Annotated in this window: 21 protein-coding genes; 12 read left to right on the top strand and 9 right to left on the bottom strand. The window is 30.9% G+C overall.

The window, feature by feature from the left end; translation table 11 throughout:
* Window positions 1-103: 103 nt before the first annotated feature.
* Complete coding sequence (gene rpmH / locus L1S33_RS09325) at window positions 104-265, bottom strand: 50S ribosomal protein L34 (protein ID WP_072554477.1); 162 nt, start codon at window positions 263-265, stop codon at window positions 104-106.
* A 209-nt stretch (window positions 266-474) separates the two neighbouring features.
* Between rpmH and L1S33_RS09320 the strand changes: the two genes are divergently transcribed.
* The 3 genes from L1S33_RS09320 (at window position 475) to L1S33_RS09310 (ending at window position 6835) form a co-directional block, all read left to right on the top strand.
* On the top strand, window positions 475-2088 hold the full coding sequence (locus tag L1S33_RS09320; RefSeq protein WP_240562116.1) for a CTP synthase: 1614 nt from the start codon (window positions 475-477) through the stop codon (window positions 2086-2088).
* Between the two features lie 274 nt (window positions 2089-2362).
* Window positions 2363-4246, top strand: a complete 1884-nt coding sequence (yidC, locus tag L1S33_RS09315) for a membrane protein insertase YidC (RefSeq protein WP_240562115.1) — start codon at window positions 2363-2365, stop codon at window positions 4244-4246.
* Window positions 4247-4396: 150 nt separating this feature from the next.
* Complete coding sequence (locus L1S33_RS09310; RefSeq protein ID WP_240562114.1) at window positions 4397-6835, top strand: TonB-dependent receptor domain-containing protein; 2439 nt, start codon at window positions 4397-4399, stop codon at window positions 6833-6835.
* Window positions 6836-7242: 407 nt separating this feature from the next.
* Here L1S33_RS09310 and L1S33_RS09305 read toward each other — a convergent pair whose 3' ends face one another.
* Entirely contained in the window at window positions 7243-7416 is a 174-nt protein-coding gene (locus L1S33_RS09305) for a hypothetical protein (protein ID WP_198938429.1), read from the bottom strand.
* A 146-nt stretch (window positions 7417-7562) separates the two neighbouring features.
* Between L1S33_RS09305 and fumC the strand changes: the two genes are divergently transcribed.
* The 6 genes from fumC to L1S33_RS09275 all read left to right on the top strand — a co-directional run bounded on the left by fumC (window position 7563) and on the right by L1S33_RS09275 (window position 13088).
* On the top strand, window positions 7563-8963 hold the full coding sequence (gene fumC / locus L1S33_RS09300; protein ID WP_240562113.1) for a class II fumarate hydratase: 1401 nt from the start codon (window positions 7563-7565) through the stop codon (window positions 8961-8963).
* A gap of 85 nt (window positions 8964-9048) precedes the next feature.
* On the top strand, window positions 9049-9522 hold the full coding sequence (locus L1S33_RS09295) for a nucleoside deaminase (RefSeq protein WP_240553080.1): 474 nt from the start codon (window positions 9049-9051) through the stop codon (window positions 9520-9522).
* Between the two features lie 144 nt (window positions 9523-9666).
* Entirely contained in the window at window positions 9667-10251 is a 585-nt protein-coding gene (locus L1S33_RS09290; protein WP_240562112.1) for a leucine-rich repeat domain-containing protein, read from the top strand.
* Between the two features lie 189 nt (window positions 10252-10440).
* Window positions 10441-10830, top strand: coding sequence for a hypothetical protein (locus L1S33_RS09285; protein WP_240562111.1), 390 nt, complete (start codon window positions 10441-10443; stop codon window positions 10828-10830).
* Between the two features lie 30 nt (window positions 10831-10860).
* Window positions 10861-12093, top strand: coding sequence for an imidazolonepropionase (gene hutI / locus L1S33_RS09280; protein WP_240562110.1), 1233 nt, complete (start codon window positions 10861-10863; stop codon window positions 12091-12093).
* A 2-nt stretch (window positions 12094-12095) separates the two neighbouring features.
* A complete protein-coding gene (locus tag L1S33_RS09275) occupies window positions 12096-13088 on the top strand; it encodes a formimidoylglutamase (RefSeq protein WP_240562109.1) in 993 nt (330 codons plus the stop codon).
* Here L1S33_RS09275 and L1S33_RS09270 read toward each other — a convergent pair.
* The 6 genes from L1S33_RS09270 to L1S33_RS09245 are packed head-to-tail and all read right to left on the bottom strand — an operon-like array spanning window position 13085 to window position 16634.
* Window positions 13085-13840 (bottom strand): LytR/AlgR family response regulator transcription factor, encoded by a 756-nt coding sequence (locus tag L1S33_RS09270; RefSeq protein WP_240562108.1) that lies wholly within the window; start codon window positions 13838-13840, stop codon window positions 13085-13087. The two genes, L1S33_RS09275 and L1S33_RS09270, sit on opposite strands and share 4 nt — an antisense overlap.
* 34 nt (window positions 13841-13874) lie before the next feature.
* Window positions 13875-14195, bottom strand: a complete 321-nt coding sequence (locus tag L1S33_RS09265) for a 2TM domain-containing protein (protein ID WP_240562107.1) — start codon at window positions 14193-14195, stop codon at window positions 13875-13877.
* Window position 14196: 1 nt separating this feature from the next.
* Window positions 14197-14541 (bottom strand): 2TM domain-containing protein, encoded by a 345-nt coding sequence (locus tag L1S33_RS09260; RefSeq protein WP_240552724.1) that lies wholly within the window; start codon window positions 14539-14541, stop codon window positions 14197-14199.
* 4 nt (window positions 14542-14545) lie between these two features.
* The gene (locus L1S33_RS09255) at window positions 14546-14839 is read right to left on the bottom strand and encodes a 2TM domain-containing protein (RefSeq protein WP_240552725.1); all 294 of its coding nucleotides are present in this window, start codon (window positions 14837-14839) and stop codon (window positions 14546-14548) included.
* 1 nt (window position 14840) lies between these two features.
* Window positions 14841-16196: a histidine kinase gene (locus L1S33_RS09250; protein WP_240562106.1), complete on the bottom strand. Its 1356-nt coding sequence runs from the start codon at window positions 16194-16196 to the stop codon at window positions 14841-14843.
* 24 nt (window positions 16197-16220) lie between these two features.
* On the bottom strand, window positions 16221-16634 hold the full coding sequence (locus L1S33_RS09245) for a DUF2141 domain-containing protein (RefSeq protein WP_240552727.1): 414 nt from the start codon (window positions 16632-16634) through the stop codon (window positions 16221-16223).
* A gap of 182 nt (window positions 16635-16816) precedes the next feature.
* On the opposite strand from L1S33_RS09245, the gene L1S33_RS09240 reads away from it, so the two are divergent.
* From L1S33_RS09240 to L1S33_RS09230, 3 genes are read left to right on the top strand one after another with little or no spacing between them, the layout of a single operon-like run.
* Window positions 16817-17311, top strand: a complete 495-nt coding sequence (locus tag L1S33_RS09240) for an RNA polymerase sigma factor (protein ID WP_240552728.1) — start codon at window positions 16817-16819, stop codon at window positions 17309-17311.
* A 2-nt stretch (window positions 17312-17313) separates the two neighbouring features.
* Window positions 17314-17928 (top strand): hypothetical protein, encoded by a 615-nt coding sequence (locus L1S33_RS09235; protein ID WP_240562105.1) that lies wholly within the window; start codon window positions 17314-17316, stop codon window positions 17926-17928.
* A 9-nt stretch (window positions 17929-17937) separates the two neighbouring features.
* The gene (locus tag L1S33_RS09230; protein WP_240562104.1) at window positions 17938-18426 is read left to right on the top strand and encodes a hypothetical protein; all 489 of its coding nucleotides are present in this window, start codon (window positions 17938-17940) and stop codon (window positions 18424-18426) included.
* Here L1S33_RS09230 and L1S33_RS09225 read toward each other — a convergent pair.
* Complete coding sequence (locus L1S33_RS09225) at window positions 18423-19442, bottom strand: threonine aldolase family protein (protein ID WP_240562103.1); 1020 nt, start codon at window positions 19440-19442, stop codon at window positions 18423-18425. The two genes, L1S33_RS09230 and L1S33_RS09225, sit on opposite strands and share 4 nt — an antisense overlap.
* Window positions 19443-19446 lie beyond the last annotated feature (4 nt).

The following is a 19446-nucleotide window of genomic DNA, read 5'->3' as shown; positions in this document are numbered from 1 at the left end:
TTGTGTTGTTGTTGTTATTGGTGATAAAAATAAAAAAAAAGTTAAAAAAAAAGGCGATACTATTAAATAGTAACGCCTTTAAATTATTAACAATTGTTAATCATTATCTTTTTGGTCTTGCTTCTGAAGAAACAGAAATTTTCTTTCTTCCTTTTGCTCTTCTACGAGCTAATACTTTTCTACCATTAGCAGAAGCCATTCTTTCGCGGAAACCGTGTTTGTTTCTTCTCTTTCTTTTCGATGGCTGGTAAGTTCTTTTTGGCATTATCTATGTTTTTAATATCTTCTTTAAACTTTGTTTTTGCTTTTTAGAAATTCCGTCTGCTAAAAGCGTTTGCAAATATACAACTGTTTTTTTTTCTGACAAATGCTAATTTATATTTTTTTTAAATATTTTTTATTGATGAATTTTTGACACTTTTTTGTTTGAAGCCACAGACATTGTTACTACTTTTGCCCAAACCTAACATTACCATGAACAACACAAAATATGTTTTTGTTACAGGAGGTGTAACTTCTTCCTTAGGAAAAGGAATTGTAGGCGCTTCTCTTGCTAAACTTTTACAAGAACGAGGCTACTCTGTTACCATACAAAAACTTGACCCTTATATTAACATTGACCCAGGAACTCTAAACCCTTATGAACATGGCGAATGCTACGTTACAGATGATGGTGCAGAAACCGACTTAGATTTAGGACATTACGAACGTTTTTTAAACATTCCAACCTCACAAGCCAATAACGTTACAACTGGTAGAATTTATCAATCTGTAATTAATAAAGAGCGTAAAGGAGAATTTTTAGGAAAAACTGTTCAGGTAATTCCACATATTACAGACGAAATTAAACACAGAATTCAACTTTTAGGAAATACTGGTAAGTTTGATATTGTAATAACTGAAATTGGAGGAACGGTTGGTGATATTGAATCTTTACCGTACGTTGAAGCTGTAAGACAGTTACAATGGGAAATGGGCGATGACAATGCTATCGTTATTCATTTAACCTTAGTACCATATTTAGCCGCAGCAGGTGAGTTAAAAACAAAGCCAACACAGCACTCGGTAAAAATGTTAATGCAAAGTGGTGTTAGCCCAAATATATTGGTGTGTAGATCAGAACACGAAATTAATGACGACATTAAACGTAAGTTGGCATTATTTTGCAACGTAAAGAAAGAAAATGTTATTCAATCTTTAGATGCAGAAACAATTTACGATGTTCCTAATTTAATGTTTGATGAAGGTTTGGATAAAGTTGTGTTAGATAAATTGAATTTATCTTCAGACAAACAACCTGAATTAAAACAATGGAACGAGTTTGTACACAGGCATAAAAACCCAAAACATACCGTAGAAATTGGTTTGGTTGGTAAATATGTTGAATTACACGATTCTTATAAATCAATTACAGAAGCATTTATACACGCTGGTGCAGCAAATGAAACTAAAGTAAAAGTACGTTGGATACATTCTGAATCTTTAGAAACTAAGGGTGTTGAAAAACAACTTGCAGGATTAAACGGACTTTTAGTTGCTCCAGGTTTTGGTGATAGAGGAATTGAAGGAAAAATTAAAGCTGTACAATATGCACGTGAAAATAACATTCCATTTTTAGGAATTTGTTTAGGAATGCAAATGGCTGTTATTGAATTCTCAAGAAACGTTTTAGGTTTAAAAGATGCTATTTCTACAGAAATGGATGAAAACGCTGCAAACCCTGTTATTAATTTAATGAAGGAACAAAAAGACGTTACCGAAAAAGGTGGAACAATGCGTTTAGGTGCTTGGGATTGTGAGCTAGATAAAAACTCTAAAGTTTACAATGCTTACCAAAACACATTAATTAGCGAACGACACAGACATAGATACGAGTTTAACAACAATTATAAAGCTCAAATTGAAGCTGCAGGAATGAAAGCTACAGGTGTAAACCCAAAAACAGGATTGGTGGAAATTGTAGAGATAGATACACATCCTTGGTTTGTTGGTGTACAATATCATCCTGAATATAAGAGTACGGTTTTAAATCCGCATCCTTTGTTTGTAGATTTTGTAAAGGCTTCTTTGGAGAATTCTAAAAGTTAATAAATAAACCCGCGTTAGCGATTGCAGCGGCATCCTTTTTGCTTTTCGCAAAAAGATATAGCGGAAACCGCGACGAACAAAAAAAGCAATGTTTTTAAAAACATTGCTTTTTTTGTTGGTAACGCCCAAATTAAAATTCGGTATAGCTTTTGACCTATATAAGTATCATTAATTAATAGTAGTAAAAAGACTAAAAACAAACATAGTTTTGCTACATTTGTCGCGTTTTTCTAGAAGTAGTTTTTAGAAAATGACAAGTTGACACACATTTAAGATGGAACAAAAAAAATTTGATTACACTTCCTTTATAGGAATGCTTTTATTAGGTGGAATAATGTATTGGTGGATGAGTACCAATAAACCAGAAGTTACACCAGAAACCACAACTAACACAGAAATTGTTGCAGATTCTATTGCAACTACAACTCAAAATTCACTTACTGAAAGTACAGTTGTTTTAAGTGATTCTTTACAACAAGTTGCTGCTCAAAATAAATTAGGTGCTTTTGCAAAAAGTGCAATTTCTGGAAAAAACGGAACTAGCGTTTTAGAAAATGAGTTAGTAAAACTTACGATTGATAATAAAGGTGGACAAATTACCGAAGCACTTATTAAAAACTATAAAACTTATGATTCTTTACCATTATATATGGTTAAAGATAAAAATGCTTCGTTTAACATTAACTTTGGTACAACTGATAACAGAATTTTAAATACTGCTGGTTTATTTTTTGAACCAACTTTAACTAAAAACGGAGATAATCAAGTGCTTTCTATGAAACTAAAGGTTTCAGATAGCAAGTATTTAGAGTATAGATATGAAATGAAACCAAACGAATATATGGTAGATTTCTCTATCCGTTCTATTGGTTTAAGCGATGTTATAAACGCTTCTAATACTATTAATTTAGATTGGTCTTTAAATGGTTATCGTCATGAAAAAAGTATGAAAACAGAGAATACAATGTATTCTTGGTTCTACTATAAAACGGATGATGAAGTAGAATATTTAAGTCCTGGTAATTCAGAAATTGCAAACGATGTTGATTGGGTTGCTTTTAAACAACACTTTTTTACGTCTAATTTACTAACAGACAAACCATTTAACAACGCTACTGTTACGTCTACAGATTTAGTTTTAAATGCAGAAATTGATACTGTTTTTACTAAAAAATACGAATTAAAAACGCCATTAGCTTTAAGTGGTGGAGAGTTAAATTATAACATGAAATGGTTTTACGGACCAAGTGGTTATAATTTATTAAAAAAATATGAAGGAACTAATTTAGATGAAACAGCAGATTTAGGTTGGGGAATTTTCGGATTCTTAAACAGAACTGTTTTCTATCCTGTATTTAACTTCTTAAAAGGTTTTATTGGAAGCTACGGATTGCTTATTATTTTAATGACTGTTGTTGTTAGAATACTAATGTCTCCATTAGTTTACAAATCGTATTTATCAAGTGCTAAAATGAAGGTTATTAGGCCAGAATTACAGGCATTAAACGAAAAATATCCTGGTAAAGAAAACACAATGAAACGTCAGCAAGAAACAATGGCGGTTCAACGTAAAGCTGGTGTAAGTATGATGTCTGGTTGTATACCTGCATTGTTACAAATGCCAATATTCTTTGCTTTATTTAAGTTCTTCCCAACAAATATAGATTTACGTCAAAAGAACTTTTTATGGGCAAATGACTTATCTTCTTATGATACTGTTTTTAAACTTCCTTTTGAGATTCCTTTTTATGGAGATCACGTAAGTTTATTTCCAATTTTAGCTTCTGTTGCAATCTTCTTTTACATGAAGATGAACCAAAGCCAGCAAGCAAACATGCAAGCGCCAACACAAGAAGGAATGCCAGATATGAGCAAGATGATGAAGTATATGATTTACTTCTCTCCTATTATGATGTTATTCTTCTTTAACAACTACGCAAGTTCTTTAAGTTTGTATTACTTTATTTCTAACTTATTAACTATAATTATAATGTTAGTTATTAAAAACTTTGTAATTGATGAAGATAAAATTCATGCACAAATTGAAGAAAACAAAAAGAAGCCTGCAAAAGCAAAAAGCAAATTTAGACAACGTTTAGATGATGCAATGAAGCAAGCTCAAGAACAACAAGCTGCACAAAAAGGAAAGAAAAAATAAGTAATAAACACTTATTAATTAACTATTTAAAAGCCCTCATTTTTGAGGGCTTTTTCTTTTAACAAGCCTTTAACACAGCTTTAACACTTAACCTTTAAACTATCGTATTTTTGCAAAGTCTAAATTAGATACTATATCAACTATTTTACAATGAAAAAAATAACACTATTTATTGCTTGCTTGTTTAGCTTAACAATGTTAGCTCAAAAACCTAAATCTTCTACTGCTTCAATTTCAGGAAAAGTAATAGAAACAGTTACAAAACAACCTTTAGAATACGCAACCATTGTTTTAACCAATCTAAAAACAAAAAGAGTTAGCGGAGGAATTACAGATATGCAAGGTAATTTTAGCATTACTGTTCCTCAAGGAAACTATGCCGTAAAAGCAGAGTTTATTGGTTTTAAAACAAAAAAATTAGGAACTCAAGATTTAACTTCAAATAAAAATATAGGAACAATTTCTCTTTCTGAAGACGCAGAAACTTTAGATGAAGTAGAAATTATTGCAGAAAAATCTACTGTTGAAATAAGATTAGACAAAAAGATTTACAACGTTGGTAAAGATATGACGGTAAAAGGTGGAAGCGCTTCAGACGTTTTAGACAATGTACCCTCGGTAAATGTAGATACAGAAGGTGCTGTAAGCCTTAGAGGCAACGAAAATGTACGTATTTTAATTGATGGAAAACCATCTGCTTTAGCAGGACTAAATGGTACAGATGCTTTGCGTAATTTACCTGCAGATGCAATTGAAAAAGTAGAAGTTATTACCTCTCCTTCTGCGCGTTATGACGCCGAAGGAACTGCAGGGATTTTAAACATTATCCTTAGAAAAGGAAAAGTAACAGGTTTTAATGGCTCGGTAAACGTAACAGTAGGAAATCCAGATATGTTAAGAATTTCACCAAGCTTAAATTATAGAACTAAAAAAATAAATTTATTTACTAATTTAGGATATTCTTACAGAAAAGGACCTGGAAACTCACAAAGTTATTTTACCAATTATGAAAACGATGTAATTACTGATTATCGTGATGAAAACAGAACTTTTGACAGAAAGAACAAAAACTACAACGGTTCTTTAGGTTTAGAATATTATCTAAACAAAAATAGCTCAATCACAGGAATGTTTGTATATAAAAATTCTAATGGTGATGATTTAGCAACAAACGTTACAACAGAGTTTGATGCCAACAAAGTAATTACTGATAGTAATACGCGTATAGAAAACGAAATTGAAAAAGATAACAGCTATCAATATTCTATAAACTACACCAATAACATAAGTGATAGTGGTGAAAAATTAACCATTGACCTACAATATCAAGATAGTGAAGAAGATGAATTAGCAGATATTTATACAGATGATATTATTACCTCTAACACTACACAGGTTACAAAACAAGAAGAAAAACTAATACAAATAGATTATATATTACCAGTTGGTAAAGAAAGTCAGTTTGAGTTTGGACACAAATCAACATTAGAAAACACAACCTCAAATTTTGTAGTAGAACCAGATAATAGCAACCAATCTAACGAATTGGATTTTACACAAAACATCTATGCGTTTTACGGACAATATGGTAGCAAAATAGATAAACTCTCTTACTTATTAGGATTGAGAGCAGAAATTACAGACATCGACATCAATCTATTAACAAATAATGAAACCTCTGAGAAAAACTATACAGAATGGTTTCCAACTTTTAATTTAGGCTACGAATTAAGCGATAATGATAACTTAACGCTAGGATATAGTCGTAGATTAAGAAGACCTCGAAGCCGTCATTTAAGTCCGTTTGAAAGTCAAAGTTCTGCAACTAATATTTATAAAGGAAATCCAGATTTAGATCCAACATTTACTAACTCTTACGATTTAGGTTATACCACAAGAATTAGAAAATTCAATTTAGGTGCGTCTATCTATTATCAACATTCTACAGATATTATGCAGTTCGTTTCTACTATTGAAGAAAGAAATGGTACCAATGTATTTATCCGTCAACCTGTTAATTTAACGGATCAAAACCGTTACGGAATGGAATTTACCGCCAATTTTAATCCGTCTAAAACAGTAAAATTATCGGGTAGTTTTAACTACTTTAAGTTTAACACAGATGCTTTTAACTATACTTACACTGCTGCAGACGGTACACAAATTTCCACTAATTTGAATGAAGTAGATAATAGCAGTTGGTTTGCTCGTTTTAATGCTACTGTAAACTTGCCTGCGGAAATACAATGGCAAACACGTGTAATGTATCGTGGACCACAAGCAGATGCTCAAGGAGAAAGAGAAGGAATGTTATCTGCAAATTTAGCCTTTAGCAAAGATATTTTTAATGAAAAAGCATCGTTAGTTTTAAACGTAAGCGACTTATTTAATTCAAGAAAAAGAATAAGCAATTCTTATAATGAAAACTTAGAAAACAATACAGCCACTTTTACAGACCAAACTTTTCAATGGAGAGTTCGTCAAATATCCTTAAGTTTTACGTATAGATTCAACCAAAAGAAAAAGAAAGAACGTCCACAAGGAGGTGGTGGCGACCAAGATGGTGGCGGAGATGAATTTAATGGATAATATTTAGGGCGTTCGAGCGGGCTTTACGCACTCGCTTTTTTTCTAAAAAAGAAAAAAGAGCTCAAACAAATGCTTCAATCCCTAACGCACTTACTCGAACTCATAAAAAAACTCGTTCAATTTCTTGAACGAGTTTTTTCTTTTACGCCACTGTCATTCCTGCGAAAGCAGGAATCCATAAAGAAATAGTTAAAAAGCCTAAATTCGATCGAAAAACAAAATCCAAAATAAATACGCCCGCGTTAGCGATTGCAGTTTTGTTTGAGCTCTTTTATGAAGTATGAATAAAAAGCGAGTACGGAAAGCGCGACTTGGTCCTGAACGCCTTCAGGATAAAGTAACGCCCAAAAGCAAAAAAAGCCCATTCTAACGAACGAGCTTTTTTTAATTAAATATGTTTTAAAAGACTACTTACCTTCTGCAGCTTTTTTTGCTTCTTTTTTAAGTTTCCAGTTTTCCCAAATTGTACCACCAATCCAGTAAGGAACTACAAATGTTAATAAGAATATTAACAACCAAAAACCAGCTGTAAAAATAAACATGAATAAAACTAAACCTGAAAATTCTGAAAAATCTAACATTTCTTTCTTATTAATAATTGTTATAACGCGAAATTAAAACTATTTTTCCTTTCAACCAATAAAATCTAGTAAAAATCGCTACTCAAAACTTTCAAAATTTGTAATTTTGGTATTCGTTAATAATTAGCCTTTTTAAATCATATAACATGACTAAATTTAGAATTGAAAAAGACACTATGGGAAATGTTGAAGTTCCTGCAGATAAATATTGGGGAGCGCAAACAGAACGTTCTCGTAACAACTTTAAAATTGGACCTGCGGGTTCTATGCCTTTAGAGGTAGTTTATGGTTTTGCTTATCTTAAAAAAGCTGCGGCTTATACAAATGCAGAATTAGGTGTTTTAGCAACTGAAAAGCGCGATTTAATTGCACAGGTTTGTGATGAGATTTTAGCAGGTAAACATGATAATCAGTTTCCTTTAGTAATTTGGCAAACTGGTTCTGGAACGCAATCTAACATGAATGTAAACGAAGTTATTGCAAACAGAGCACATGAAATTGCAGGAAAAGTAATTGGTGAAGGAGATAAAACCATTCAACCAAATGACGACGTAAACAAATCGCAATCATCTAACGATACATTTCCTACAGGAATGCACATTGCTGCCTATAAAAAAATTATAGAAACTACAATTCCTGGAGTTGAGCAATTACGCAATACTTTAAAAGCAAAATCTGAAGCCTTTAAAGACGTTGTAAAAATTGGTAGAACGCATTTAATGGATGCTACTCCACTTACCCTTGGTCAAGAATTTTCTGGTTACGTAGCGCAATTAAACTTCGGATTAAAATCTTTAAATAATTCACTTGAACATTTATCTCAATTAGCTTTAGGTGGAACCGCTGTTGGTACAGGTTTAAATACACCAGCTGGTTACGATGTTTTAGTAGCAAAATATATTGCTGAGTTTACAGGCTTACCTTTTATTACAGCAGAAAACAAATTTGAAGCATTAGCAGCACACGATGCGTTAGTAGAAACTCATGGAGCTTTAAAACAACTTGCAGTTTCTTTAAATAAAATTGCAAACGATATTAGAATGATGGCTTCTGGTCCAAGATCTGGAATTGGAGAATTAATTATTCCTGCAAACGAGCCAGGTTCTTCTATTATGCCAGGAAAAGTAAATCCTACGCAAGCAGAAGCAATAACAATGGTTTGCGCACAAGTTATGGGTAACGATGTTGCTGTAACTGTTGGTGGAACGCAAGGTCATTACGAATTAAACGTTTTTAAACCAATGATGGCGGCAAACGTGTTACAATCTGCTCAATTAATTGGAGATGCTTGTAAATCTTTTGATGAAAATTGTGCTGCTGGTATTGAACCAAATCATGGTAGAATTACAGAATTGGTAAACAATTCTTTAATGTTAGTTACGGCTTTAAATACTAAAATTGGTTATTATAAAGCGGCTGAAATTGCAAATACAGCACATGCAAACGGAACAACTTTAAAAACAGAAGCGGTTCGTTTAGGGTACGTTACTGAAGCTGAATATGACGAATGGGTAAAACCTGCCGACATGACAAGTGGCTTGAAATAAAAAAACAATAAATAAATTTAAAAAGCTGTAATTTATTTTGCAGCTTTTTTTTAGCTTAAATAATAACTATAATAAGACAATGAAGATGAATACACATGAAGAATTTATGAGTGAAGCTGTAAAAGCAGCTTTAAAAGGAATGAGCAACAATGAAGGAGGACCTTTTGGTTGCATCGTAGTAAAAGATGGAGAAATTGTGGGTAGAGGAAATAATAAAGTAACCTCTACAAACGACCCAACTGCACATGCAGAAGTTACAGCAATTAGAGATGCCTGTACAAACTTAGGCTCTTTTCAATTAGATGGTTGTATTGTATATACTTCTTGCGAGCCTTGCCCAATGTGTTTGGGTGCAATTTACTGGGCAAGACCAGACAAAGTTTTTTACGGAAGTAACCAACAAGACGCTGCAGATATTGGATTTGATGACGAGTTTATTTACAAAGAAATTCCGTTACCTTACGAAAAACGTAGCATTCCGTTTGAGCAAATTGGACGAGATATTGCTTTAGAACCTTTCCAGAAATGGAGTGAAAAAAATGATAAAATTGAATATTAAATCATAAAAAATCCCAAACTTTCGTTTGGGATTTTTTATGATTTAAATTTGGTTTGATTCTAAACTTATTTTTGGGTAACTTCGCTAACTCCTGATATATAGAATTAAAACTCGACATATCATTTAAGTTAGCAAACATTTGAAATGAATCGACTAATTATAATTCTTTTAATAATTCCAACTTTGAGTTTTTCTCAAACCAACCAGCAATGGAAAAAAGGAGACTTGAAAGATTTGAAAGTATTCACAGAACTGGAAGTTGCTCTTGAAAATCCAAACGAAGTTGAAATACTTGATTTAGGTGGCCAAAATCTTAAAGAAATACCAAAAGAGATTTCGGAATTTAAAAATCTTCGTGTCTTATTATTTGGTTGGAGACCAAAAAAAGATTTGGATAGTACAACTCATAAGTTAGCAAAGAACGTTGGAGGTGGATATCTGCATCTTGACCGAAAAAAAGGAACAGTATTGGACTATAATTACATCGACAATATAACGGCTGAACTTTTGACTCTTGAGAAATTAGAGTACCTTGAATTGGATTATAATCTAATAAAATCCTTACCTAAAGAACTCGCGAATCTTAAAAATCTTAAGCAAATCTCTCTTTATGGGAACTGGACAATCTTTAAGAATCATAAAATCGTTGAGGAATTGGAACCGGAAATGCCGAACTGTGAATTTCTTACTGCGAACAATTATATTAAAAAGAGAAAAAAGAAAGAATAAAAAACGTTGGCTAACACCGTGTATAATTAATTGCTAGTTCACTGCCGACTTACGAACATTCCTGCGGAATATTCTATCTGTGATTTATTTGCTAAATTAGTTGCTTAACCACGCAACTAACCATACACAATCACGTTAGCGAACCTAGATAAAAATTATCCGCTTCAAAAACATAAAGCATAGTTAAAAATGAAGAATACGCTTCTAAAAAAATTCTTTTTAATAGATGGTTTTGGAGCAATTATTTCTGCTGTATTATTAGGACTCGTTTTAACTAAATTGGAAACCTATTTCGGAATTCCAAAACCTACACTATATTTTCTTGCAACATTACCTTGCATTTTTGCTATCTATGATTTTTATTGTTATTTCAAAATTAATAGTAGTTTAGATAAATTCTTAAAAGCAATTGCTATTATTAATTTACTGTATTGTTGTTTATCTATTGCTTTGGCAATTTATCATTCCAATTTAATTACCAAATTAGGTTGGCTATATATTATATTAGAAATTATAATAGTTACAACCATTGCTTTTGTTGAATTAAGAGTTGTAAAAAACTATCGTCAAAAAAAATAGTTGCTGTTTTTAATGTAAATTTGTTTCTATATGAAAATACTTTTTACCAATATAAAAGAACTCATTCAAGTAAGAGAGACTTCAGTTTTAAAAGTTTCTGGTAAAGAAATGCGCATTTTACCAACTATAAAAAATGCTTTTTTACTCATTGAAAATGATAAAATTATTGATTTTGGCGCTATGGAAAACATTCCAAATTCAGCAGATAAAACTATAGATTGTACAGGTAAAATGATTTTACCAACTTGGTGCGATTCTCATACGCATATTGTTTACGCAGGAAACCGAGAACAAGAATTTGTAGATAGAATTAATGGTTTAACTTATGAGCAAATTGCCAATAATGGTGGCGGAATTGTAAACTCCGCTAAGAAACTACAGCAAACTTCCTTTGAAGATTTATACCAACAATCTGCAAAACGTTTGGAAGAAATAATGCATTTAGGAACCGGCGCTGTTGAGATAAAATCAGGTTACGGATTAACAGTTGAAGCAGAACTTAAAATGTTACGTGTAATTAAGAAACTAAAAGATAATTACAATTTACCAATTAAAGCAACTTTTTTAGGCGCACACGCTTTTCCAACGGAATATAAAAACAACAAAGAAGGTTATATCAATTTAATAATTGATGAAATGCTACCTAAAATTGCCGAAGAAAATTTAGCTGAATTTATTGATGCTTTTTGTGAAACGGGTTACTTTTCAGTTGAAGATACAGACAAGATTTTATCCGCAGGAAAAAAATACGGATTAACACCAAAAGTACACGTTAATCAGTTTACAACTATTGGCGGAGTTCAAGTTTCTGTAAAACACAATGCATTGTCTGTAGATCATTTAGAAATAATGAATTCTGATGATATTAATGCTTTAAAAGGAACAGCAACAATGCCAGTTGCATTGCCATCTTGCTCCTACTTTTTAAGTATTCCTTACGCGCCTGCAAGAAATATTATTGATAACGGTTTACCAATTGCTTTGGCAACAGATTATAATCCAGGTTCTACACCTTCTGGAAACATGAGCTTTGTGGTAGCAACTGCTTGTATAAAAATGAAAATGACGCCAGAAGAAGCAATAAATGCTGCTACAATTAATGGCGCTTATGCGATGAATGTTTCCAACGAAGTGGGAAGTATTACAAAAGGCAAAAAAGCGAATTTCATAATTACTAAAGAGATTCCTTCTTACGGTTTTATCCCTTACTCTTTTGGAAGTAACTTAATTGATTCAGTTTTTATTAACGGAAAACAAATTTAAAAATGTTAGACTTATTTTCTCAAAAAGACATTGATAATTTTGTGAATCCAAGAAATGGAGAAACTAAACTAGGTGAAGTTGTACAAACAATTTCTTCTGTTGAAAACCTTAAAAATTCTTCAGCAAAATTTGTAATTATTGGAGTTCCTGAAGATATTGGCGTAAAAATGAATTACGGAAATGGTGGCGCACAATCTGCTTTTATTCCTGCTTTAAAATCCTTTTTAAATATTCAACAAAATCAATTTATTAAAGGTGATGATATTCTTGTTTTAGGGTATTTAAATTATAGCGACGCTGTTACTAATTTTGATAAAAATGAGAGAAAAAAAGGAGATCTATTAGTCAAGAAAATAGATGAACAACTATCTGATATTGTGAAAAAAATTGTTCGTTCAGGTAAAATTCCTATTATAATTGGCGGTGGACACAACAATGCTTTTGGAAACTTAAAAGGATTATCTGAAGCTAAAAACCAACCTATAAATGCAATTAATTTTGATGCACATTCTGACTTACGTCTTTTAGAAGAACGCCATAGCGGTAATGGTTTTTCGTATGCAATTGATCAAAAATTTGTACACAAATATTTTATGTTTGGACTGCACGAAAACTATACTCCTCAATATATTTTTGATGCTATTCATAAAAACACATTAATTGATTATAATTTATACGAAGCGCTAGAAATCTATAAATCTACTTCATTTGAAAGTGAATTAGAACGCGCTGAAAATTTTATAAATGATAAATATTTTGGAATTGAAATAGATTTAGACTGTATTCAAAATTTTCCGAGTAGCGCAATGTCTCCAAGTGGTTTTTCACCTCAACAAACTCGTAGATTTGTTCATTTTTTAAGCAAAAACAGTAATGCAAGTTATTTACATATTTGTGAAGGAGCGCCTGCAATTATGGAAAACAGCACTGCTAGCGGTCAAGTTGGTAAGTTTATTAGTTATTTAATTTCTGATTTTATAAAGGCAAAAAACTAATCAATCCAATTTTTAAAGTCTTTTACACGTTCTCTACTTACAATAATTTCAGATTCATTATAAGAATTTAACTTTATTTGTAAACGTGAGTTTGTATAAGAAACAATATCTTTTATCGCATTTATATTCACAATAAAAGTTCTATTTACTCTAAAAAACTGACCTGGATTTAGTTCTTCTTGCCAATGTTCTAAAGAGTTATCAATCAAATAATTTCTGTTAGTTGAAGTATGAATATAGGTTGCTTTATTTTCTGAATAAAAACTTTCAATTTCATCAGTTGGAATAATTTTAAGATGTTGACCAACTTTTATAGTAAATCGTTTTTTGAATTTTCTATCAACCGGATTTACTAACAATTTTCTAATATCATCTATATTAACTTGTAAATTGGTTTGTTTTGGCTGGTTTTCTTTAAACTTATCAACTGCAATTTTTAATTCATCTTCATCAATAGGTTTTAATAAATAATCAATTGAATTAAGTTTAAAAGCCTTTAATGCATATTCATCATAGGCTGTTGTAAATATTATTGCCGACTTCACTTCTACTTCTTCAAAAATCTCAAATGACAATCCGTCTGAAAGCTGAATGTCTAAAAATATTAAATCTGGATGTTCGTTATTTTGAAACCAATTGATAGATTCTTCAACAGAATGTAACATTTGTTGTGCTTCTAAGTTAAGTTCCGCTAACATTCTTCCAAGTCTTCTTGCAGCAGGTTTTTCGTCTTCAATAATAATTATTTTCATCTTTTAAAATACTATAAAAATTTACTGTTCAAATTTAACGATTGTTGTTCATATATTCTTTAATTTTTCGCTCTTCCCACTCTTTGCTAAATAAATTTGGAATTCCGAAGGTTCCAACGGCATGAAAAATTAAGACAATTCCCCACCAAAAAAAGAATCGATAATTGTCTAAATCGGTTAGCGCTTCAAAAACAGAATCGCCATATTGTATGTCTTTATAAATTCTTCTAATTATAAAAAACAGGTTTATTATTAAATAAAAAGAAAGGTGTTTATAAAAGCTTTTAATGTCTTCTATTCGTTTTTTAGCACGAATATACTTTTGACTATCGTTTCTATTATCTATTTCCCTCATCTTATTTCTTTAAGTATTTATTCGATTTTTCTTCGTCTTCTCCCATTAATTCTTTGATTTTTCTTTCTTCCCAATCTTTAGAGATTACTGAAGGAAATCCAAAAACTCCTAACCAATGAAAAAACACTCCAATTCCCCAACCTAACCAAGTCATATAAGCTCCAGGATGCGTTATTGCTTCGGTAAAAGTTAAATCTTCATCATGCGTTAATCCGAAAATGATTACACCTGTTATAAATATATTTACCAATACATAAACTAATAAATGAATGTAAAATCCTTTAATATTATCTACACGTTTCTTTGCTTTTATATAGCGTTGTTCTTCTAAATAATTTGATTCCATCTTATTATTTTTTTAAATCGTTATTCATTAATTCTTTTATTTTTTTCTCCTCCCAATTTTTATCAAAACCATAATTTGGGAATCCAAATACAACTACAGCATGTATTAATTGGGCAATTGTTATTCCAAACACAGCATACCAAAACCAATGATAACCAGGAGAAAACAATAAATTAACGGTTACAATTATTGCAATTGAAACTATATTGACTGTTAAATGAATATAAAATCCTTTTATGTCTTTTACCTTCTTTTTAGCTTTTAAGTAGCTTTCTTCTTTTTTTAAATTAGCGCTCATCTTAATAGTTATTTTTATCGTTGTCCATTAGTTCTTTTATCTTTTTACTTTCCCAATCTTTACCCATAAAAACGCTATAGTTGTGAGCTTCTAATCCGTGGAATAAAACTCCTATTCCCCATCCAAAAATTGGAAACCAAAACCAATGAAATTGTGGTACAAAACGTAAGTTAATGTATATAAAAACTGGTACCATTACTAAATACGTTACCAAATTTTGATAAAATTCTTTCATTTTTTCTACACGTTCTACGGCGCGTACATATTTACTATTTTCGTAATCTTCTGAGGTTCTCATAATGCTATTTATTTGTGTTAGTAAGGGTAAACTTACCGTAAATATTCTTTTATTATTTGTTATTTCTACCGATCTATCAGTTATTAATCCATAGCGATCTGCAATATTTTGCAAACCTACTTTTGTGCTTTTACCAATTGCTTCCTTCGGATTAACATTATTGGTAACCTTTAAAAATCCATTTTCTTCTGTTATTGAAATCTTTAAAGGTTTTACAGAAGAAACTACATTATGCTTCACTGCATTTTCTAATAACAATTGTAATGATAATGGCACAATTTTTAAACTATCACTACTAACTTCTGAAGGAATATTAAACTCTACTGCATCTTCAAATCGCATTGATAATAGTTCCATATAAGCTTTTGCAAACTTTAATTCTTCCGCCAAAGGCGTTAAATCTTTATTTCTCTGCTCTAAAACATACCTGTAAACTTTAGATAGTTTTGTGGTAAATTTTTCTGCTTGCGCAGGATTTTCACCAATTAAAGAAGTTAAAACATTTAAACTGTTGAATAAAAAATGTGGATCTAATTGATTTTTTAATGTTTCAAATTTTGCTGTTTCTGTTTTAGCTACAAATTGTTGTTGTGTATTTTCTTGTGTCATGGCAGCTTTCCAGTTTACCATAAAACCTTTTGCATGAAAAAAAGCAGCGATTCCTAATGAAATAATAATTGCAAAAAGATGTACCCAAATTAAATATCCTTTAAAAAAGTTAGCAGGATCGTACCCAAACATTAATATATATTGCACATAATGTATTAACAAAACAGCTACAACTGTATAAATTACGGTTGCTATAACTCCAGACCAAACTCTTTGATTTGTTTCTGTAACCCAATTCCATTTTGTATTTAAGTAATCGTTAACTATTCCGTTACCTAAGCCTAAAGTAAAAGAATACATTGCAGAAATTAAAAACGTATAACCTGCTCCTTTTAAAGTAAACTTTTGATTTATTATTATGAAAAGGATTCCAAATGCGATTGTAAGTTTTAAACAAACCCAAACGTCACTTTTTAAACTTTTAAATGAATTTGAAACAGTTGATTTCATTCGTTTTTTTATTTACAGAAATTATTAAAATTTGATTTCTAAAGATACATTTTTATCAGAAACAGCAAACTTTGCATCTTCAAATTGTGGTGGTCCAAAAGACATATTGTTATTTGATGCTCCAAAATCTTCTAAAGGCATTCTGTTTGCTGCAAAATCTAATTTATTATTGTTGTTTTTATCATGGTAACAAATAATTGCATATTCTCCTGGAGTAACATTTTCAAAAACTACAGACGTTTTACCATCTTTAATTTTCCCTTCAGTACCTTGAACAGGTTTCCCCATAAAATTATCTTTAGTATATAAAGCAAAACCTACTTTACCTTCATCAGAAGTTACATTTTCTATAGACACTGTTATTGTTTTGTTTTGAGCTTCTAAAGTATTAAATACAAATAATAAAGCTAATGTTGCGATAGTTACAATTGTTTTCATAATTTTTGTTTTAATGGTTAATTATGGTACAAATATGCAATAGAACTCAGCTTTTTTAAATTTAAAACTACCGAACTGTACATATTTTATGCTGAATTGTATTTATTTTAAAATAAACTTCAATTTAAGTGTAACAATTTCTACTTTTGAGCATCTTATCTATAATCAACTAAACTAACTAAGTGCAAAGCGAACAAGAGCAAAAATTTTTAGCCGACTTTGAACAAAATCAGAATATTGTGCATAAGGTTTGTAGAATTTACACGACAAACCAACACGCGCATAACGATTTGTTTCAAGAGATAACCATTCAACTTTGGAAAAACTACTCCAAGTTTCGTGGCGAAGCGAAGTTTAGCACTTGGATGTATAGAGTTGCTTTAAATACAGCTATTTCGTTGTATCGAAAATCAACAAGAAGAATAAAAACGCAAGACATTGAAGATTTTGCGTATAAAATAAAAGGTGAGGATTACGATGACACACAAGAATTACAATTAAAGTCTTTATATGCAGCCATTAGAAAAATGGGAGATATAGATAAAGCATTAATTTTCTTGTATTTGGAGGACAAACCTTACAAAGAAATAGCTGTAACACTAGGTATTTCTGAGGTAAACGCTCGAGTTAAAATGAACAGAGCAAAAGATAAGTTGAAAAAAATACTAAACCCATAATTATGGATGTATTAGATAATTATAAAAAAGCTTGGGATAATCAACCCGAAGAAACAGAAAAGGTTTCTAAAATTGATATTTACAAAATGGCGCATTCGCGTTCATCATCTATTGTAAAATGGATTTTTATTATTGGTGTCTTAGAATTTATTCTATTAGCGTCCTTTAGTTTACTTTTTGATGATACAAATGTTCTTAAGGAGTATAAAAAAATAGGTATTCCTGGTTTTTATAAGTTAATTAATATTTTTAGCTTTTTAATAATACTTTATTTTCTAGTAAAGTTTTATTTAAATTATAAAGCTATATCTGTTGTAGATTCTACAAAAGTATTAATGCAAAAAATATTAAAAACCAGAAAAACTGTAAGAAACTATGTAATAGTGAACTTAATATTTGCGGCTATTTCTATTATCATTTTAGTATCAGCTGAAATTAATTTTAAAATTGACACTTTAACAACCACGCAAATGTGGGTAACTATCGGAGCATCAATACTTGTTACTGGTTTTTTCTTAGGATTAATGTATGGCCTTTACCAATTACTCTACGGAATTTTATTACGTAAATTAAACCGTAATTATAAAGAATTATCTAAATTAGCTGAATTAAATTAAATTTAATTCATGAAAAAATTACTTACATTCTGTTTATTAACGTTCTCAATTTCAATATTTTCTCAATCAAATGAGGATTCATTTTTAAGTAAAGTGCGCTTTGGAGGTGGATTTGGATTTAGTTTTGGAAGTAACAATACTTCTATTTCTGTTTCTCCAACTGCAGTTTACGACTTTAACGAAGAATTTTCAGTTGGGGCTACACTAGGCTATTTATATAACAAAAGAGGAGACTTTAATGCTAACGTTTATTCTGCAAGTGTACTTACTTTGTATAGACCAATTCGCCAAATTGAATTTTCTGCTGAATTAATGCAATCTTATGTTGATAGAAGTTTTGGAACTGCAAATGATACTTATAGTTACCCATCGTTAAACATTGGAGCAGCTTACATTACCGGTAAAGTTACTTTTGGTATTCAGTATGATCTTTTATATGATGAAACAAAAAGTGTAAATGCTAATGGATTTACACCTTTTATTAGGGTTTTATTTTAAAACTCTTTGATCGATTTCAATAATTTTTCATGCATAAGATTTGTATAATCTAAATGCGTTACAATTCTTATTTTACCTTCACCCATTGGGGTTAATAAAATATTTTTGTCTTTCATTTTTTGAATAAAATTATCTGCACCAATTTTATCATCTACGTAAAAGATAACAATATTAGTCTCTATAGATTCTACTTTTGTTACATAGGAAACAGATTCTAAAACGGCTCCTATTTCTTTTGCTTTTTTATGATCTTCTGCTAAACGTTTTACATTATTATCTAACGCATAAATTGCAGCAGCAGCTAAAAAACCAGCTTGTCGCATTGCACCTCCAAATAGTTTTCTAACTCTAAGTGCTTTAGCTATATGTTCTTTAGTTCCTAATAAGATAGATCCAATTGGAGCGCCAAGACCTTTTGATAAACAAATAGAAATGGTATCAAACAACTTACCATATTGCTCTGGAGTTTCGTCTTTAGCAACCAACGCATTAAATAAACGTGCTCCATCTAAATGAAAAGCTAAGTTGTTTTCTTTAGCTATTTTTTGAATTTTTTCTAATTCAGTAAAATCCCAACAAGCCCCACCACCTTTATTTGTTGTATTTTCTATACAAACTAATTTATTATAAGGAACATGAATATCTGCTCTTCCTGAAACAGCTGAAATTAATTGCTCAGCAGTAAACATTCCTCTATTTCCATCAATTAAATGCGATGTAACACCTGCATTAAACGCTGCTCCACCTCCTTCATAATTATAAACGTGTGCCCATTTATCACAAAACATTCTATCTCCAGGTTGCGTATGTAATTTTATGGCAGTTTGATTTGCCATTGTACCTGAAGGAAAAAACAACGCATCTTCCATTCCAAATAATTTGGCTACTTTATCTTGCAATTCATTTACCGTTGGATCCATTTTAAAGACATCATCACCAACTTTAGCATGCATCATTGCATCTAACATTCCTTTTGAAGGTCTTGTTACTGTATCTGAAATTAAATCTATAATCATTTAA

Source organism: Tenacibaculum aquimarinum (assembly GCF_022478115.1).
Classification (GTDB): Bacteria; Bacteroidota; Bacteroidia; order Flavobacteriales; family Flavobacteriaceae; genus Polaribacter; species Polaribacter aquimarinum_A.
Note: the sequence above shows the minus strand (reverse complement) of the source record. Positions and strands in the feature narration are given on the sequence as shown.

Excerpts from the sequence above, each read along its gene's own strand:
- L1S33_RS09245 (WP_240552727.1), bottom strand. The coding sequence starts at position 16,634 with ATGAAAACAATTGTAACTATCGCAACATTAGCTTTATTATTTGTATTT.
- L1S33_RS09230 (WP_240562104.1), top strand. The coding sequence starts at position 17,938 with ATGAAAAAATTACTTACATTCTGTTTATTAACGTTCTCAATTTCAATA.
- rpmH (WP_072554477.1), bottom strand. The coding sequence starts at position 265 with ATGCCAAAAAGAACTTACCAGCCATCGAAAAGAAAGAGAAGAAACAAA.
- L1S33_RS09250 (WP_240562106.1), bottom strand. The coding sequence starts at position 16,196 with ATGAAATCAACTGTTTCAAATTCATTTAAAAGTTTAAAAAGTGACGTT.
- L1S33_RS09290 (WP_240562112.1), top strand. The coding sequence starts at position 9,667 with ATGAATCGACTAATTATAATTCTTTTAATAATTCCAACTTTGAGTTTT.
- L1S33_RS09270 (WP_240562108.1), bottom strand. The coding sequence starts at position 13,840 with ATGAAAATAATTATTATTGAAGACGAAAAACCTGCTGCAAGAAGACTT.
- fumC (WP_240562113.1), top strand. The coding sequence starts at position 7,563 with ATGACTAAATTTAGAATTGAAAAAGACACTATGGGAAATGTTGAAGTT.
- L1S33_RS09265 (WP_240562107.1), bottom strand. The coding sequence starts at position 14,195 with ATGAGGGAAATAGATAATAGAAACGATAGTCAAAAGTATATTCGTGCT.
- L1S33_RS09285 (WP_240562111.1), top strand. The coding sequence starts at position 10,441 with ATGAAGAATACGCTTCTAAAAAAATTCTTTTTAATAGATGGTTTTGGA.
- L1S33_RS09235 (WP_240562105.1), top strand. The coding sequence starts at position 17,314 with ATGGATGTATTAGATAATTATAAAAAAGCTTGGGATAATCAACCCGAA.
- L1S33_RS09225 (WP_240562103.1), bottom strand. The coding sequence starts at position 19,442 with ATGATTATAGATTTAATTTCAGATACAGTAACAAGACCTTCAAAAGGA.
- L1S33_RS09305 (WP_198938429.1), bottom strand. The coding sequence starts at position 7,416 with ATGTTAGATTTTTCAGAATTTTCAGGTTTAGTTTTATTCATGTTTATT.
- yidC (WP_240562115.1), top strand. The coding sequence starts at position 2,363 with ATGGAACAAAAAAAATTTGATTACACTTCCTTTATAGGAATGCTTTTA.
- L1S33_RS09260 (WP_240552724.1), bottom strand. The coding sequence starts at position 14,541 with ATGGAATCAAATTATTTAGAAGAACAACGCTATATAAAAGCAAAGAAA.
- L1S33_RS09310 (WP_240562114.1), top strand. The coding sequence starts at position 4,397 with ATGAAAAAAATAACACTATTTATTGCTTGCTTGTTTAGCTTAACAATG.
- L1S33_RS09295 (WP_240553080.1), top strand. The coding sequence starts at position 9,049 with ATGAATACACATGAAGAATTTATGAGTGAAGCTGTAAAAGCAGCTTTA.
- L1S33_RS09275 (WP_240562109.1), top strand. The coding sequence starts at position 12,096 with ATGTTAGACTTATTTTCTCAAAAAGACATTGATAATTTTGTGAATCCA.
- hutI (WP_240562110.1), top strand. The coding sequence starts at position 10,861 with ATGAAAATACTTTTTACCAATATAAAAGAACTCATTCAAGTAAGAGAG.
- L1S33_RS09255 (WP_240552725.1), bottom strand. The coding sequence starts at position 14,839 with ATGAGCGCTAATTTAAAAAAAGAAGAAAGCTACTTAAAAGCTAAAAAG.
- L1S33_RS09320 (WP_240562116.1), top strand. The coding sequence starts at position 475 with ATGAACAACACAAAATATGTTTTTGTTACAGGAGGTGTAACTTCTTCC.